We start from the raw sequence: 16,445 nt of genomic DNA on the forward strand, positions 1-16,445 counted from the left end.
TTTGTATTTCATGCCTCTTCCTTGGTTATATGGAATGTCAATTTGTAATTAAGAAAAAGTAATAGACCATCTGTAAAGCAGTGCTTGAGAGAATTGAAGTAGGACTAAACTTCAGTGTTACCACTTCTTCCTCAATGGACTTTCCAGAGGCTCGTACCAATCTGCCCAGCCAAACCATGGTCGGGAAACAGAGGTGAGGTCCACATTTGGGTCAATGATATACTGTGGCTCTCGGTCGTTTAATGTAGCTAAGGCTTCGGCATAAACGGCTACATCTACTCCCATCAAAGCATACTCTTCTTTCAGAAACTGAGCAAACTCCCAGATCATGTAAGGCATGCCATTCATATCGTCAATTTGCCAATCTTTTAGGTAGCCATCTAGATCAACAAATATGCGTTCGCTGTTCTCCTTATTCTCCAGAATAAAGGTGGTTTGTCCATCCTTACTTCTGAGCTTCATGTGCCAGGAATAACGATGACCTCCTTCCGTCCAATGTACATTTCCAGGAATCAACCAATGGCGAAGCGGCAGAAAGACCTGAATCGCCACAAAAAGACCTAAAGCCCAAAGTACTAGTTTCTTTCTAGGAGAAGAAGGTTCTGAATAGAGCATTAACTCTTCTGAACTAAGCGATTTCACCTTATCAGAAATCATCTGCAAGGCTTTTCTTGGCCAACTAGGAGGAAAGAACATGGTAGTTGCTCCAATCATAAACCATGGGAAAATGCCAATGCTAAACAGCTGAGAATTCATGAGATGGAACAGGGTGATGAAGATAAAGGCTGGCCATCTCGATTTCTTCCAGATGAGGAAGGGTGCAATCAGTAAGTCGAGCAACAGCCCACTGTAGGAGATGAAAAGGACCATCCATTGCTCTTCAAAGTATTGTCTTAAGATTGGAAAATCAGGGTTCAGCCAAATGGCCAGTGGGTAGCCTTGAAGCCAATCGGGGTTAAGTTTTGCGACCCCACCAAAGAAATACGGCACTGCTATAATGAATCGGATCAACCAAAGTGTCCAAAGCGGAGCCAGCGGAGTTCTAATTCGCTTCCATATGCGCATATCGATAGAGAAATTTCTGTGCGCAGGCAAAAATATCATCAGAAAGCTGATGAGTATTACCAAATAAAAGTGGTTTAAGTATCTGGCTTGCTCAAGTAAGTAGGTGTAAGTAAAAAGCAGAAAGAATAAAGTGGCCGAAACTCTGTAGAACAAGCCCAATGTTATACAGATCGCTAACAGACCAAGCAACAACCAAAGCACAAACATACCATCGCCCGGAAGCGGCTGAAAGTTGAAAGGAGCATAACTAAAGTTGAAGTAAGGCTCTATCCAGTAGCGGTTTATCCAACCGTATCGGAAGTAGCGAGTTACTTCCCAAAACATAATGGCTCCGAACAAAATTCGGAACAGCACCAGAAAGGAATTATCAACGGGTTGGAAGAGGTTTTGCTTCCAATTTCGAGTCCAGATTTCTGAAAAAGCGCCTGTTTTGAGCTGGTTCATTGTAGAGTTGAGAAGGATAAAATTAATTATCCTCTACAATCTTCAATAGCTTTCTCTAAAATACCGAGAATCTTATCGGCATTCATTCCGATCATGGTAGCCGGAAAACCAACTTCTAGATTCTCAATGGTTAAAGTTTGAGCACTTTCATCGAAAGCATAATCTAAAGAAATGCCATTCTTGCTTAGGTAACCTGAATTCCCTGCCATTTCTAACCCCTGACTTTTTAGCTTGGCGGCCAAACAGTCGAATGTAGATATTGATATGTTATTGTACTTCTTCGTCATCTTCTTCTTGTTCTACTTCTGCCACAGGTCTGAAATTACCTTCAGGTAATTTTTCTTCGCTAGTGTGGTGGAATACTTCTAAGATAGGAGATTCTTTAATTTCAGGCACGGCAAAGCTCACCAACATATTGTTCAAAGACTCATGGATTCTATCATAAGCCTCACTCACGTTTTTCGCGTGAATGATCATCATGTTCGTTACTTTCTTCTCCTTACCAGAATCGGCATCGGTAAGTAGGTAGGTAATTTTCACCTGATAGAATACATCGCCACCTGGATATTCAAAAACATCGATAATCTTACTTTTGGTAATACTAGTAACCAAGAATTCACCCATTACCCGCTGGCCCATCTCTTCATAAATACGAGCTTCCGCTTCAGTGAAAGAAAGAGCATCGGTTAAGTAGGCTTCGTTTACATTTTTAAGTCGACCCTGTTCGTCTTCTTTTTGATATTTTACTTTGCAGGTAAACCAGGTTTTCATTCGATGTATTTTAAATGGACTGCGAAGTTACGAGCGTAAGCATGAAAATGAAATCTTTTCTTAAGCTCTCAGGTGTTTTGTTGGTGAAGCTTTTATAGTCTCTCTTCTTTTCAGTCTAGCAAGTTTGTTCTGGTTACGTCACTGCTTCGCTCCGAGACTTCGGGGCGAAGCAGTCTCTTGGTCCTCCAAACTTGGAGATTGCTTCGGTCGTACCTTCCTCGCAAAGACGTTCCCGATATTATGCTGCTAAGCTCATATGGTTGTCAACTTGGTCCGGCTTTGAACTTAGAGCATAAGGTGGGTGTGTTTTAAGTTAGAATACAAGTGGCGTTAATTGACAGATATTCTCTGTTTTAACCCCTATGTTATTCCCTTTTCTACACTCAAGTATCGGCTTCGTCACTGCGAGCCCCGAGACTTTGGGGCGAAGCAGTCTCTTAATCTTCTAGTTTGGAGATTGCTTCGTCCTACGTCCTCGCAAAGACGTTACCGATATTGCACTGCTAGTCTTAGGAGGGGTACAAGTTAGTTAAAGAAGGAGAAAGCTTTAGGGTGTTTCCCATTTTAAGAAATAGCTTATGCCTTAAAGTTTAAGAGTAATTAAGCATCGGCTCCGTCACTGCGAGCCCCGAGACTTCGGGGCGAAGCAGTCTCCAAATCTCCAAAGTTTGAGAAATGCGAATATCTGCATTCTTGCAAAGACAATGACGTTGCATCATCGAAATGAAGAATTACCAATATTGAACTTCGGTGAGAAAAAGATTGTCCCAGTTAGGATTCATCTCATTAATTAGATCAAGTTTTTGTTGTCTTGACCCTCCTTTCAGCCTCTTCTCCTCAGTAATTGCAGATTCGATATGATCGAAAACTCTATAGTAAACCAGCTTAAAGCAATTGTATTTTGAAGTGAATGATTTTGGGAAATGTTGTTCGCGATGTTGAATGACTCGTGAGACCAAATCCGAAGTGACACCTACATAAAGAGTAGTGTGGTACTTATTGGTCATTATGTAGACGAATCCTCCTTTTGGCATTGTGTGAATGAAATATAACTAATTGAATTGGTTTACTTTCAAGCTGTACTCGATATGGCTCCGTCACTGCGAGCCCCGAGACATCGGGGCGAAGCAGTCTCAACTATTTAGGAGATTGCTTCGTTCTACGTTCTCGCAAAGACGTTACAGATATAGTTCAGCTAGGAAAAATTGTTGAGGATAGTCTCATTAGTTGAAAAATTTTTTAATCCACCTTTTCTTCCGAATTTCGCCCCAATGAGTTCAGTCTTTCCCTACAAATCGGCCATAGTAATTACATGTTTTCCACAGCAAAGCCCTTGGTTAGCCAAAGAGGTAGAAGCCCTCGGCTTTGAGGTGAAATCAACCGCCATTTCAGAAGTAGAAACTGAAGGCTATATGGATGATTGCCTTCGGCTGAACATGCAGTTGAGAACAGCTAGTAGGGTGCTCTTCCAAATTCAGAGGTTCAAGGCACACGATGCTAATGAACTCTACAAGAGAATTAAGGCTATTCCGTGGGAAAACTACCTGGATAATGATGGCTACTTCTCCATCACTTCTTATGTGAAGAACGATACCATCCTTGATGATAGATTTGCCAATGTTAGGGTGAAGGATGCCATTGCCGACCGAATGACCGAGAAAACTGGCAGTCGTCCTAACTCTGGCCCGAATAGAGATAAAACGGTGATTCATATTTATTGGAAGGATGAAAAAGTACGCGTGTATTTCGATACTTCTGGAGAAACAATTGCCAAGCACGGTTACAGAAAGTTGCCGTTTAAGGCCCCTATGATCGAATCTTTAGCGGCTTCAACTTTATATGCAACTGAGTGGGATAAGGCTTCTCCATTTATCAATCCAATGTGTGGTAGTGGAACTTTGGCCATTGAAGCGGCTTTGATAGCCATCAACAAAGCTCCAGGTTTGATGAGAGATAACTTCGGCTTTATGCACATTAAAGGATATGACGCTAACTCATGGGCAGATTATCAGCGTTTGGCTAAACTGCAAATCAAAGAACCACCAGCAGGTTTGAAGATTATTGCATCAGATATGAGCAAAAGTGCTTTGTTCTGCGCAAGAGGAAATGCTAAAACTGCCGGAGTTGAACACTTGATCGAATTTGAGCATGGCGATTTCAGAGAAACCACCGTGCCAGATACTGATGGCGTGGTGATGCTCAATCCAGAATATGGAGAGCGATTAGGAGAAGAGGAGCAACTAAAAGAAGTGTATCAGGCTATTGGAGACTTCTTTAAAAACAAATGTCAGGGATACAATGGGTTTATCTTTACTGGTAACATGAACCTAGCTAAAAGTATTGGACTAAGAACATCGGCAAGAATTCCTTTCTTTAATGCCAGAATTGAATGTAGATTACTGAAATACGAGTTATATAGAGGTTCTAAAAAGGCAAAAGCTTGAAAGCATTAAATGCATTTTATAATTCATTCCCAATCAAGCTTCTGCTGGTTCATGTAAAGTATAATCAGTTTCTCCTTCTTTATTGGTTTTTCCTTTTTTCGATTGTTGCCGGAGGTTTCGGCAAGGCCCTAGGGATTCCATACTTGTTTCTCGACCCCATTTACTTAGACTCAGTAGGGTTTAAAGGCTTTTTTATTGTTGGTGTAACCTTAGGAGGCTTTGCCATGGCTTTCAATATTACCTCCTATATTCTAGATGGTTTTCGCTTTCCTTTTTTGGGTACATTACCGCGTCCTTTCACCCACTTTTGTCTAAATAACTCAGTAATTCCATTCGGCTTCCTCATCTTTTATGTGGTAAAAGTAGTAGAGTTCGCGAGAGATTACGGCCTCTACAGCGATAGACAGATACTGTATTCTGTATCTGGTCTGCTGGCTGGGTTTATAGCTATGCAAGCCCTATTATTTATCTACTTTACCATGACTAATAGAGATATTAGGGTGGTGATGAGAAGAAGAGCGAGAAAGCAGGTTAAAGCTGGTGCTAAGCAAAAACAAAATGCTTTTAGAAGACTACAAAGACTAAAGAGGTCGACAGTGCCTTGCAACAATTATCTATCTATCAATTTGCGTTTTTATTCCACTAGGCGCTATGAAAAGTATTACGATAGGGTGGCCATCTTAGGTATTTTCAGGCAGAACCAGAGGAATGCTATTATTGCTGAATCGTTTTTGTTGATCGTCATATTTGCTTTAGGCCTATTTCAGCAATCTCCATTATTTCAGATACCCGCAGCAGCTTCGAGCATAATCTTGCTTACTGTGATCATTCTGGCTACTGGTGCCTTGAGCTTTTGGTTGAGGTCTTGGGTGGTTTCTGCGGCTTTTCTGCTTTTGCTATTTGCTAACGTCATTTCATCGGCCTTGAACTTGGGCTACGAGTACCCTGCCTACGGATTAGATTATTCTCAGGAAAAGACACCATATAATATTAACAGCATCAGGGCAATTTCTGAGCAATCCGATGTAGATGTTTCTACAGACTATTGGCTGCAAATGCTTAAGAATTGGAAGGCTAAAACTGGGGAGGAAAAGCCAGAGATGTTTTTGGTTGCGGTAAGTGGAGGAGGTCAACGTTCTGCGCTTTGGGCAACAAACGTAATGCAACATATCGACTCAGTGAAGCAAGGCACGCTGATGAAGAATACCTTTTTGATAACAGGTGCTTCTGGAGGCTTGGTGGGAGCTGCTTTTTATAGAGAGTTGTATTGGAAGTCGGAAAACCCAAGGCGCAGAATTCACAGGTCGGAGATTGGGAGTGAATTATTGAACCCACTGATATTTAAGCTCTTGGTGAATGATATTTTCTTTAAGGTGAAGAATTTTGATTACGCAGGGCAAACTTATAAGGTAGAGAGAGGTTACACATTCGAACAAAACCTTTCTAAGAACCTTAATGGAGCTCTAGATAGGCCTTTGGCTGCTTATCGCGACCCTGAGTTTAACGGTGAGATTCCCGCCTTGCTTTTAAGTCCCCTGATTACCAATGATGGCCGAAAACTATATATATCGCCACACCCTGTGAGCTTTTTGAATTACAGTACTGAGAAGAATACGGTTATTCAAGGGGTAGACTTTAGGGCTTTACTCAAGAATCATCAGCCAGATAGCTTGAGATTTCTAACGGCTATTCGAATGAGTGCTACCTTTCCTTATGTGGTGCCAACAATTACGCTACCAACTGAGCCGCCAATTCAAATAGCTGATGCTGGAATTTCCGATAACTATGGAATTGTAGATGCGCTAATCTTTCTCAATGTTTTTAAGGATTGGATTAAGGAGAATACTAGTCAAGTAACATTGATTACCATCCGTGACTCAGTGAAAGAAGAAGAGCTTTCTGCACCAGAACCTCAAAATATTATGGAGAGATTCTTTTCACCTATCCAGTCTGTTTATAAGAGTTGGGATAAAGTGCAGACCATCAAAAACGACCAATGGTACGAATTAACTAAAGAGATTTTTAAGGATCACCTCAATCGGGTAGAATTCGAATATACCAATGGAGATGACGATCGGGCTTCGCTCAGTTGGAGACTTACTGAGTTTGAAAAGCAGAACATTATTGAATCTATTCATCAGGTGGATAACCAACGCGCTTTAGAGAAGTTGAAACGTTAGCCTAGTCTGGAATCAATTTCCAAACTGCACTTCCTAACAACTGTTAGGAAAAAACTGTTTTATACATAAATTTGCAAGCTGAGATAAGAAATACCTATGGAACAAGCAGCTCCTTATACACCAAAAAACAAAGTTAGAATTGTAACTGCCGCTTCACTATTCGATGGCCACGATGCTGCCATCAATATCATGCGTAGAATTATTCAGGCCACTGGTTGTGAAGTAATTCACCTTGGTCATGATAGAAGTGTGGAAGAGGTAGTAAATACTGCTATTCAAGAAGATGCTCAGGCAATTGCCATGACTTCCTATCAGGGTGGTCACAACGAGTATTTTAAATATATGTATGACTTGTTAAAGGAAAAAGGGGCTAGTCATATCAGAATCTTTGGTGGAGGTGGAGGAGTAATTCTTCCTGAAGAAATCAAAGAATTGATGGACTACGGAATTACCAGAATCTATTCTCCAGACGATGGCCGTTCAATGGGCTTGCAGGGAATGATTAACGACATGGTAGAGCGTTGCGATTTCCCTACGGGTGAAAACCTTAATGGTGAGGTTAATCATCTGAAAGACAAAGAAGCCAAGTCAATTGCTAGGATTATTTCTGCTGCAGAAAACTTCCCAGAAGACTCTCAAACTGTTCTGGAAGAGGTTCATAAAATTGCTGACCAGGTTAAAACACCAGTTTTAGGAATTACAGGAACAGGTGGTGCTGGTAAATCTTCATTGGTCGATGAATTGGTAAGAAGATTCTTGATCGATTTCGAAGACAAGAAAATCGGTATCATCTCGGTAGATCCATCGAAAAGAAAAACAGGCGGAGCTTTACTAGGAGATAGAATTCGTATGAATTCCATCAACAATCCGAGAGTGTACATGCGCTCTTTGGCCACTCGCCAGTCTAACTTGGCGCTTTCTAAGCATGTTCGCGAAGCTGTTCAAGTGCTTAAAGCTGCTGAATATGATTTAATAATCCTTGAGACTTCAGGTATTGGACAGTCAGATACAGAGATTCTAGATCACTCAGATGTTTCTCTATATGTGATGACTCCAGAATACGGTGCAGCAACCCAATTAGAGAAAATCGACATGCTCGATTTTGCTGACATCATTGCGCTCAATAAGTTCGATAAAAGAGGTGCTCTTGATGCCTTGCGCGATGTTAAGAAGCAATATCAGAGAAACCACGGTTTGTGGGATGCCAACATAGACGATATGCCAGTATTTGGCACTATAGCTTCTCAGTTCAACGACCCTGGAATGAACTCTCTTTACAAGTCTATCATGGATAAAATTGTAGAGAAAACAGAGGCCGATCTGAATTCAACTTTTGAGATCACTAATGAGATGTCTGAGAAGATATTCGTGATTCCTCCAAAGAGAACTCGCTACTTGTCTGAGATTGCAGAGAGTAATCGTTCTTATGACGAAACGGCACTTTCTCAAGCAGAAGTAGCAGATAAACTTTATGGACTTCAGCGCTCAATAGATACATTAAAGGAGTCTTCAGTAGCTGATAAAGACAGACTGATTAAGGGAATTCAAGAGTCTTTTGAGCAAGTTAAAATGGATCTCGACCCTTATAACTGGCAAATTATTGAGCAGTGGGAAGAGAAGAAAAAGAAATATAGCGATCCTGTATACAGCTTCAAGGTTCGAGATAAAGAAATTAAAATTAAGACTCACACTGAGTCGCTTTCACATACTCAAATTCCAAAGGTTGCTTTGCCTAAGTTTAGAAGCTGGGGAGATGTAATTCGTTGGTCTTTGCAAGAAAATGTTCCGGGAGAATTTCCTTACACTGCCGGAATCTATCCTTTCAAAAGAGAAGGTGAAGATCCGACAAGGATGTTTGCTGGCGAGGGAGGCCCAGAAAGAACGAACAGACGTTTCCACTATGTGAGTTTAGGAATGCCTGCGGCACGTTTGTCTACGGCTTTCGATTCAGTAACGCTTTACGGAAACGACCCAGATTACAGACCAGATATCTACGGTAAAATTGGTAACTCTGGTGTAAGTATTTGCTGTTTAGATGATGCTAAGAAGCTCTATTCTGGCTTCGATCTGTGTGCCCCATCTACTTCAGTTTCCATGACAATTAATGGTCCTGCACCAATGTTGTTGGGCTTCTTTATGAATGCTGCTATCGATCAGCAATGTGAGAAATACATCAAAGAAAATGGACTTGAAAAAGAGGTAGAGGCGAAAATTGCTAAAATCTATAAAGACAAAGGAGTTGAAAGACCTCATTACCAAGGTGACTTGCCAGAAGGTAATGATGGTTTAGGTTTGATGTTACTTGGTGTAACAGGAGATCAGGTGCTGCCTGCTGATGTTTATCAAGAAATTAAAGCCAAAACACTTTCAGTTGTAAGAGGAACCGTTCAGGCCGATATCTTGAAGGAAGATCAGGCACAAAATACCTGTATTTTCTCCACTGAGTTTGCTCTAAGATTGATGGGTGATGTTCAGGAATACTTCATCCAGAAAGCGGTTAGAAACTTCTACTCTGTATCTATTTCGGGTTATCATATTGCTGAAGCTGGGGCTAACCCAATTACACAGTTGGCATTCACTTTGGCTAACGGGTTCACTTATGTAGAATACTACTTAAGTAGAGGAATGGACATCGATAAATTCGGTCCGAACCTTTCATTCTTCTTCTCAAACGGTATAGATCCAGAGTATGCTGTGATTGGTAGAGTAGCAAGAAGGCTTTGGGCGAAAGCGCTGAAGAATAAGTACGGAGCCAATGCCAGAGCTCAGATGCTGAAGTATCACATTCAGACTTCTGGCCGTTCGTTACACGCTCAAGAAATTGACTTCAATGATATTAGAACTACTCTACAGGCACTTTATGCCATTTACGATAACTGTAATTCGCTTCACACCAATGCTTATGATGAGGCTATTACCACTCCAACTGAAGAGTCAGTAAGAAGAGCCATGGCTATTCAGCTTATCATCAATAAAGAGCTTGGTCTGGCTAAGAATGAAAACCCAATGCAAGGCTCGTTCATCATTGAAGAATTGACAGACTTAGTGGAAGAAGCGGTACTAACCGAGTTCGATAGAATTACCGAAAGAGGTGGTGTGCTAGGCGCTATGGAGACAATGTATCAGCGTAGCAAGATTCAGGAAGAGTCGCTTTACTATGAAACGCTGAAGCATACTGGTGAATTCCCTATTATTGGAGTGAACACCTTCTTGAGTTCTAAAGGGTCACCTACCGTATTACCGAAAGAGGTGATTAGAGCGACAGAAACGGAGAAGGAATATCAGATCAATATGTTAGGTAACCTTCAGAAGGGGAATGAAGATAAAGCTTCTGAAATGCTGAAGAGAGTACAACATGCAGCTATTCAGAACGAAAATATGTTCGAAGAGTTGATGGAAGCTTGTAAGTACTGCTCATTGGGTCAGATTACTTCTGCCTTGTTTGAAGTAGGCGGGCAGTACCGCAGAAACATGTAATGTTTCCACGCAAGTGATCAGTTAATCGGTGATCAGAAATCAGGGGCTAAAACTTCATTGTTGGGCATCCCTTTAGGGACTGAGGGTAATTATGTTGGAAATCAGGAATCATGTCTTCGGTACGTCATTCTAGCGTCCCGAGGCACCGAGAGCGGCAATCTCCTCATCCTAAATAGAAAAGTAGGAAGCCGATCGATTAGGAAACGTTCAAAATGCACTACTGGTCAGACCACTCGAAGTGGTCTGACCAGTATAAGGGTGACAAGCTTAACCTTATTCTGTCATCGTAACGTAGCAATATGCTAGTTTGTTAGTGCCCACGGAGAAACTCCGACTAGGTTGGCACTTAAGTCAAAATTCGATCATTACTTTTCCACTTACTTGCCCTTTTTCTTTCAGCACTTTACCAAAGTTTGGTTTGCCTTGTTCTTGGTTGATTCTAGAAATGGTATCAATATCACGATCGTCATAATAAAGTTCAGCATAGCCTGAGAAACTCATTTCAAACCGTGATTCATTCATTTTAGTTATAGTAACAGAACCATGTTTAATATCTAGCATATACTCCATATGAGAGTCTTCATAAGGGAGAAAGAAAATCAGAGAGAAATATGGCTTTTTTGATGTTGGCGAATCTGGGATATTACCAATCATTTGTTCACTTGCGTTCTCTGCTTTTTCAAGCTCGGAATTCAGTAGAGCCTCAAGTTCGGCCAATGCTTTTTGATCTCCTTTGGCTACTTTTTCTGAAAGTTCTTTAATCTTTTCCTCTTTCGATTTGTAAGACTCACGTATCGCCTGACCAGTTTTAGCAGAGTTTTTGAATTCGCTAGAGTTGGCAAATTTTTCATTGTACTCTTTCTCATCTTGCCCATACTGCAATGCTGAATAGCTTATGGTTATAGGGTTTTGAGTTGAAGGAGTAGGGAGTTCATGGTGGTTTTCAACAGAAAAAACCATTCTCAATCCGAATTCTGGAAATGTTCCTGGCGGAACTTCTTCAGGTGAAGGAATTCGTAATTCACTTGTGGAGATAAGAATGTGAGGGTGAGAATTGCTGTAGTTCTTTTCTTCAATATCGGATTTATTGACTTGTGTAGAGTTAAATGAAAATTGAATAAGGTCCTGAGCATTGAGTAAAGAACTAAATAGTAGCAAGAGGGTCAAGAAGCCAATTTTTTGATGTACCATGATGTTTTGTTCTGTGAATCATTATCAATATAGCCAGATGTGAACTTTGAATCAATTGCTGTTACTAAACGATAAGGCAGCTAAGAAGTGCTGGGTTTGTTAAGTCTCAGTCAGTATGCTTTTATTGTGAGCAGATGATCAAAGTAGGTAACCAATCGATTAGGAATCTGTCAATAATGCACTACTGGTTAGACCACTCGAAGTGGTCAGGCAAGTATGTTACTGCATTGACACCAACATTTAACTATTGGTAGAGTTAATCCTTTATGTCGAAAGATTTTTCAGATCAGTTCTACGATTTTTTAACTGAAGAGGACGAGCCAAGGGCTTGCAGTGCTATTCCTGATGAAGCATGTGAATCGAGTCCAAAAAACTTCACCCTTAACGTATTTAACGGGACGCTCACAAAGCTTGCGGAAAAGATCATCAGCCCTGATTTAACGCTCAGTTGGGTGATGCAAAACCTGGGGGCTTCTGCAGGGCTAATAGGAATGCTAGTTCCTGTAAAAGATGCAGGTTCACTGTTACCTCAGCTTATTGTTTCTGGTGAAATCAGATCATATAGTATTCGAAAGTATTTCTGGGTAGTTTCTGCCATTGTTCAGGCCGTTTGTTGGGTTGTGGCTGCATTTCTCGTTTATAAGGAAGTAGATAACCTACCTATTCTTTTAGTCGCTTTGTTGGCGGTGTTCAGCATGGCCAGTGGGGTTGCGTCTATCAGTTTCAAAGATGTATTGGCTAAAACCATAGATAAGAAGGTGAGGGGACAGGCCTTGAGTTACAGATCGACCTTCGGTGGCGTAATGGGGCTTGCGGCTGGTGTATTGCTTATTCTCTACGTAAAAGAAAAAGCCAATACGGAGGTGTTTGCATTACTGTTTTTGGTGGCAAGCATATTATGGTTTGCTGCTGCCATGCTGTTCTATTTTATCGATGAACCCAAAGGAGCCACAGAGGGCGGACGCAACCCAATCGATGAATTAAAAGAAGGTTCTAACCTGATTTCTAGAGATGTAGATTTTAGAAGGTTCCTGATTGTCAGGGCTATGTTAATGGCTATTCCTTTGATCCAGCCGTTTTATGTGCTTTCTGCTGAAAAGTTTGAGGCATCAACCTGGAGCTTGTTAGGCTTGTTGATGCTGGTTAGTGGTTTGGCACAGATTATCAGTAGTCCTATATGGGGAAAGGTTGCAGATCAATCTTCCCCGAGATTAATGAGGTTGTCGGCATTGGTAGGTGTGCTGGGGATTGTAGCAGCTATTGTAATGCGCAATTTCACGGAAGATCTAAACGTACTCTATTTCTTGCCCGTATTGTTTATTAACGGTGTAGCTTATGCCGGAGCGCGTTTAGCCAGAAAGACCTACCTCGTAGACTTCGCACCAGAAGATGATAGACCAACATACGTGTCCATAGCCAATACATCTATTGGAGTATTCACCTTGATTGCCGCTAGCTTTGGACTCATAGGTAATTACTTTGGCTTAAACGCTCAGTTTGCCTTTTTCTTTGCCATGCTTATGGTAGCCTTTTTCTTATCCTTTAAGTTAAAGAATGTAGAAGGGGAGTAGTACAAGTTACATTCAGAAGTTTTAAGCCTTACTGATAATGATAGAAGTGGAAAATCTCTCCTGATGAATCAAAGTTTAAAGTTAATTCATTTTCTTTTATTGAATAGGTCATGGTGTTACCTCTCAACTTGGCAATAAGTTCGTTTTGAAAGTTGATTAAGGATTCCGAGGTGGCAGTGCTTTGATTCACATTAAAGTCTGAAAAAGTAACAGAATTTCCATCAACACTTAAACCCATAACAATTTTAGTACCTGGGCCTAATATTTGTAATTGATTGTTTTGAGTGGTATATCTCAATGTAATTACCCTATCGCATGGGGGTAAAAGAGTAGGGTCATTATTGGAATCTAATATTTCTGCTAGTGCCCAATAATTATCTTCCAAATCAAGGCTTTCGCTCTGCTTTACAATGGAGTAATTTCTAGAACAAAACGGATCCAAAGAGATGTCTATGCCATTAACTGCCCCATCATAAATAGTTGCTTCTGCATCACCCGATGGAGTACTTGCTGTAAAATGAAAAAATGCCTCAAACTCAGTGCTGTTAATGTCAAACTTATCTATTCTTAAAGCACCGCAATTAGCAGACATGTACTTTAAAGTAGAGTAGTCTAGAATTGTGGCCTCTACAGTGCTTGTGTTTGATATTTCGTGCACTCCTAATTCAGGTGATGGAATCATCATTTGGAAAGCATAAAACTTGTTCTCTCCACCAACATATAATGTGTCGTTAATATACATGCTGAAATATCCTTCATTTAGGTTCTGTGATGAATTATCAACCTTAATGCTCAAAGGAACGGATGTTACCGGATTACGAATAGAGCTACTGCAATCACTTTCCAAATCTTCAAACAGATTGGTGTCCTCCTCGTCTCCACACGAGACCATTAGAGCGAAAAAGAAAAATGCTAAAGTAGTTTTAAGGATATTTTTACTCATGTTATATGGGTTATTCGGACATAAAGAATTTAAACACTACTCCATCATCAATTCTTGAAAGAGTAAGCTCGTTGTGATTAATTGTATAGGAATAAGAATTGCCTTTTAGGTTACCAATAATTGAGCTTTTTAGCTCTGTCTCGGCAGGTGTTTCGTTAACAAAATGGGTAAGATGGTTATCAGCAAAATCTATTGTGCCGCCATCTATATTGTAGCCTAATGTTTTGACGTTTTTAATACCGAAAATATTCATTTGCTCATCACCTTCAGAGAATGAAATACTCACACCGCCAGACCAAGAGGTGCAAAGTGGTGAGGCAATAATTTCTCCTGAGCTATCATAGGCGGCTGAAAACTTCCACCAAGTGTCGTTTAACTGGATGTTTTTTACTGAAGTATCCACTTCAAAATCCATTTTACAAAAGTTGGAAGTGGTGATGAAAACATCGTTAAGTATTCCGTTGGATATAGCGATGCTCGGTTGGTTGTTCACAGAGGTAGTTGTAAAGTGGAATAGACCCGAGAGTGTTTGGCTGGTTAAATCGAACGAGGTTACTTTGAAAACTCCACAGTCAATTTGTGAAGAAGTTGAGTTTTTCAAATCTGTAACTTCTCCAGAAAATTCTAATTGATCTACTCCATCATTTTTGTAGAGCGCCTGTGAAGGGTTTGGAATAGTTACTGAAACACTGTAATCGCTATTAAAAGCTCTTATGTGGAGATTGTTGTCGATGAATTGGGTATGAAATTGCCCGTTTTGAGGAGTTATTTGTGTGCCTTCTAATTCTAGAGAGAAATTAGAATTTGCTTGAGTAGTGTTGATGTAGCTTGAACAAGAGCTTTCTAACTCCTCGAGCTCATTTATGTTTTGTGTTTCGCTCTCATCGCATGCTGCTAAAAGAAAAAACAACCCTATTCCAATGAGTACATAGTGCGTTTTCATAATTAGTTTAGTTTAAATAGGTTGGTTTATATACAGTTGAAAATTGTGTAACCCCTTAGTTTTAATTGTTTAAAGTACTGAATGTTTGATGAAAACAGAAATTATATATGTTTCTGATTGATAACGATAAATGGTGAAATAGAAACAGTTCCTAAGGCTTGGTTACGCTTATCATTTCTATATACTTTAATCAATATCGTATTTTAGATACCTTAACCTATCATTTGCCAGCCATTAAGCTCGCGAAATTGGCTCTTTAGATATACCTTATTTTGATTCTCCAATTGAAAAAGCGACCAACATCAAAACCATCGAAGTAGCCAAACGCTTCTAAGTACATCTTTAGTCGATGGTCACGCTGATGTAGGGTACCGACCCTCCAGGGTGAGATGTTCTTTAGACTGATAATGTCCATACAGATGTCATCATTGCAGGGATGAAAAGTGACACAATTTTTTGATAGACAGTAACCTCTTTGTTGCTGGCAAGTAGTCATGTCGATTGCAAATCGACTTCTCAGCAGTCATTGTTAAAAATGAGGAGTTGGTTGGGTAGTTCACTTAGTTGGTAAGAAACCAGTCAATTAGAAATTAAGGGCGACACAAATCAGTGATCTAGCCAGTGTATTTTGAAACAGTTTCAAGTTCTAAATCTTCTAGCCTTGCTTCAGGAATCCCTCACTAACTCGATATGTCGATCTAGTTCTTCAAAAGTAAGCCCACTTTGATCAAATAGCTTTTTGATTTCAGGAAGTGAATCTTTTAGGCTTTTATATTCCCCACTGAAGTTCACTTTATCCTCAATTTTCGAACGATCCATATTTCTAACTTCATTTCTAAAGTGCTTACCGATGCAAAAAGTCATATAAATGTGAGTATAGTAGAGAATCGTAAAGTCGTTGTCAAAGGTCAGTGTATTGATCTCAAGAGTAGTATCAAGGTCAAATATAGACTCTTTACCTTTGATTCTTAAATTATGAGCAACAAGTGTGTTTCTGTGAGTTCTTCTGTCAGTCCATCTGCGAATAATTTTAGAGCTGGTTTTATTTCATTCTTGAACTGGAGTATTCTTTCTCTGTGTTCAGGAAAAATCTGTGGATTGAGTATCTGATCGTACTCTTCAATAACAGATTCACTCTTAATGAACATTAATTCAAGAGAGGCTTGGGCTAAGGAGTCTCCCAACGGTATCTCTTTGTCAAAGTCAGAGATGTTGATCCGGTTAAGCATAGGTCGGAGCTCAACTCTGACTGTAACAAATTGCGTGTATAAGATTTTTATCTGTGTGACTAAGGTGAGTATGTTTTTCAGGGAGTTTTCAAAAGTTAAATTCTAAATTGATTTTGGCTTTTACACTTTAACCCTCAATTAAGTTATGCTTACAATTTGAGTTCAAAACTAAACCCTTAAAATAGTT

The 16,445-nt window shown here is 40.1% G+C and carries 12 protein-coding genes; 4 read left to right on the forward strand and 8 right to left on the reverse strand.

Annotation, left to right across the window (positions count from 1 at the left end):
* Window positions 1-117: 117 nt before the first annotated feature.
* From AWW68_RS08630 to AWW68_RS08645, 4 genes are all read right to left on the reverse strand, one after another.
* Window positions 118-1,509, reverse strand: coding sequence for an HTTM domain-containing protein (locus AWW68_RS08630; protein ID WP_068219475.1), 1,392 nt, complete (start codon window positions 1,507-1,509; stop codon window positions 118-120).
* Window positions 1,510-1,535: 26 nt separating this feature from the next.
* Window positions 1,536-1,796 (reverse strand): hypothetical protein, encoded by a 261-nt coding sequence (locus AWW68_RS08635; RefSeq protein ID WP_068219478.1) that lies wholly within the window; start codon window positions 1,794-1,796, stop codon window positions 1,536-1,538.
* Window positions 1,777-2,280, reverse strand: coding sequence for a DUF4494 domain-containing protein (locus AWW68_RS08640; RefSeq protein WP_068219481.1), 504 nt, complete (start codon window positions 2,278-2,280; stop codon window positions 1,777-1,779). Before AWW68_RS08640 ends, AWW68_RS08635 begins: the two co-directional genes overlap by 20 nt.
* Window positions 2,281-3,011: 731 nt before the next feature.
* Window positions 3,012-3,314: a GIY-YIG nuclease family protein gene (locus AWW68_RS08645; RefSeq protein WP_068219483.1), complete on the reverse strand. Its 303-nt coding sequence runs from the start codon at window positions 3,312-3,314 to the stop codon at window positions 3,012-3,014.
* 237 nt (window positions 3,315-3,551) lie between these two features.
* On the opposite strand from AWW68_RS08645, the gene AWW68_RS08650 reads away from it, so the two are divergent.
* The 3 genes from AWW68_RS08650 to AWW68_RS08660 all read left to right on the forward strand — a co-directional run bounded on the left by AWW68_RS08650 (window position 3,552) and on the right by AWW68_RS08660 (window position 10,381).
* On the forward strand, window positions 3,552-4,724 hold the full coding sequence (locus AWW68_RS08650; RefSeq protein WP_068219486.1) for a THUMP domain-containing class I SAM-dependent RNA methyltransferase: 1,173 nt from the start codon (window positions 3,552-3,554) through the stop codon (window positions 4,722-4,724).
* Window positions 4,721-6,904, forward strand: a complete 2,184-nt coding sequence (locus tag AWW68_RS08655; RefSeq protein ID WP_068219489.1) for a patatin-like phospholipase family protein — start codon at window positions 4,721-4,723, stop codon at window positions 6,902-6,904. The genes AWW68_RS08650 and AWW68_RS08655 overlap by 4 nt, the downstream gene beginning before the upstream one ends.
* Before the next feature lie 96 nt (window positions 6,905-7,000).
* Window positions 7,001-10,381 (forward strand): methylmalonyl-CoA mutase family protein, encoded by a 3,381-nt coding sequence (locus tag AWW68_RS08660; protein ID WP_068219495.1) that lies wholly within the window; start codon window positions 7,001-7,003, stop codon window positions 10,379-10,381.
* Window positions 10,382-10,732: 351 nt separating this feature from the next.
* Here the strand turns inward: AWW68_RS08660 and AWW68_RS08665 are convergent, their stop codons facing one another.
* Window positions 10,733-11,572: a hypothetical protein gene (locus AWW68_RS08665; protein WP_068219497.1), complete on the reverse strand. Its 840-nt coding sequence runs from the start codon at window positions 11,570-11,572 to the stop codon at window positions 10,733-10,735.
* A gap of 266 nt (window positions 11,573-11,838) precedes the next feature.
* On the opposite strand from AWW68_RS08665, the gene AWW68_RS08670 reads away from it, so the two are divergent.
* Window positions 11,839-13,143, forward strand: a complete 1,305-nt coding sequence (locus AWW68_RS08670) for an MFS transporter (RefSeq protein WP_068219501.1) — start codon at window positions 11,839-11,841, stop codon at window positions 13,141-13,143.
* Between the two features lie 28 nt (window positions 13,144-13,171).
* Here the strand turns inward: AWW68_RS08670 and AWW68_RS08675 are convergent, their stop codons facing one another.
* From AWW68_RS08675 to AWW68_RS08690, 3 genes are all read right to left on the reverse strand, one after another.
* Entirely contained in the window at window positions 13,172-14,086 is a 915-nt protein-coding gene (locus tag AWW68_RS08675; RefSeq protein WP_068219504.1) for a hypothetical protein, read from the reverse strand.
* 10 nt (window positions 14,087-14,096) lie between these two features.
* On the reverse strand, window positions 14,097-15,029 hold the full coding sequence (locus AWW68_RS08680) for a DUF6252 family protein (protein WP_068219506.1): 933 nt from the start codon (window positions 15,027-15,029) through the stop codon (window positions 14,097-14,099).
* Between the two features lie 968 nt (window positions 15,030-15,997).
* Window positions 15,998-16,258: a hypothetical protein gene (locus AWW68_RS08690; protein WP_068219508.1), complete on the reverse strand. Its 261-nt coding sequence runs from the start codon at window positions 16,256-16,258 to the stop codon at window positions 15,998-16,000.
* Between the last annotated feature and the right edge of the window lie 187 nt (window positions 16,259-16,445).

Source organism: Roseivirga spongicola (genome assembly GCF_001592965.1).
Classification (GTDB): Bacteria; Bacteroidota; Bacteroidia; order Cytophagales; family Cyclobacteriaceae; genus Roseivirga; species Roseivirga spongicola.

Bases quoted from the DNA above. Each gene is read 5' to 3' on its own strand.
- AWW68_RS08675 (WP_068219504.1), bottom strand. From the start codon at position 14,086: ATGAGTAAAAATATCCTTAAAACTACTTTAGCATTTTTCTTTTTCGCT.
- AWW68_RS08630 (WP_068219475.1), bottom strand. From the start codon at position 1,509: ATGAACCAGCTCAAAACAGGCGCTTTTTCAGAAATCTGGACTCGAAAT.
- AWW68_RS08645 (WP_068219483.1), bottom strand. From the start codon at position 3,314: ATGCCAAAAGGAGGATTCGTCTACATAATGACCAATAAGTACCACACT.
- AWW68_RS08660 (WP_068219495.1), top strand. From the start codon at position 7,001: ATGGAACAAGCAGCTCCTTATACACCAAAAAACAAAGTTAGAATTGTA.
- AWW68_RS08665 (WP_068219497.1), bottom strand. From the start codon at position 11,572: ATGGTACATCAAAAAATTGGCTTCTTGACCCTCTTGCTACTATTTAGT.
- AWW68_RS08650 (WP_068219486.1), top strand. From the start codon at position 3,552: ATGAGTTCAGTCTTTCCCTACAAATCGGCCATAGTAATTACATGTTTT.
- AWW68_RS08670 (WP_068219501.1), top strand. From the start codon at position 11,839: ATGTCGAAAGATTTTTCAGATCAGTTCTACGATTTTTTAACTGAAGAG.
- AWW68_RS08640 (WP_068219481.1), bottom strand. From the start codon at position 2,280: ATGAAAACCTGGTTTACCTGCAAAGTAAAATATCAAAAAGAAGACGAA.
- AWW68_RS08690 (WP_068219508.1), bottom strand. From the start codon at position 16,258: ATGCTTAACCGGATCAACATCTCTGACTTTGACAAAGAGATACCGTTG.
- AWW68_RS08635 (WP_068219478.1), bottom strand. From the start codon at position 1,796: ATGACGAAGAAGTACAATAACATATCAATATCTACATTCGACTGTTTG.
- AWW68_RS08680 (WP_068219506.1), bottom strand. From the start codon at position 15,029: ATGAAAACGCACTATGTACTCATTGGAATAGGGTTGTTTTTTCTTTTA.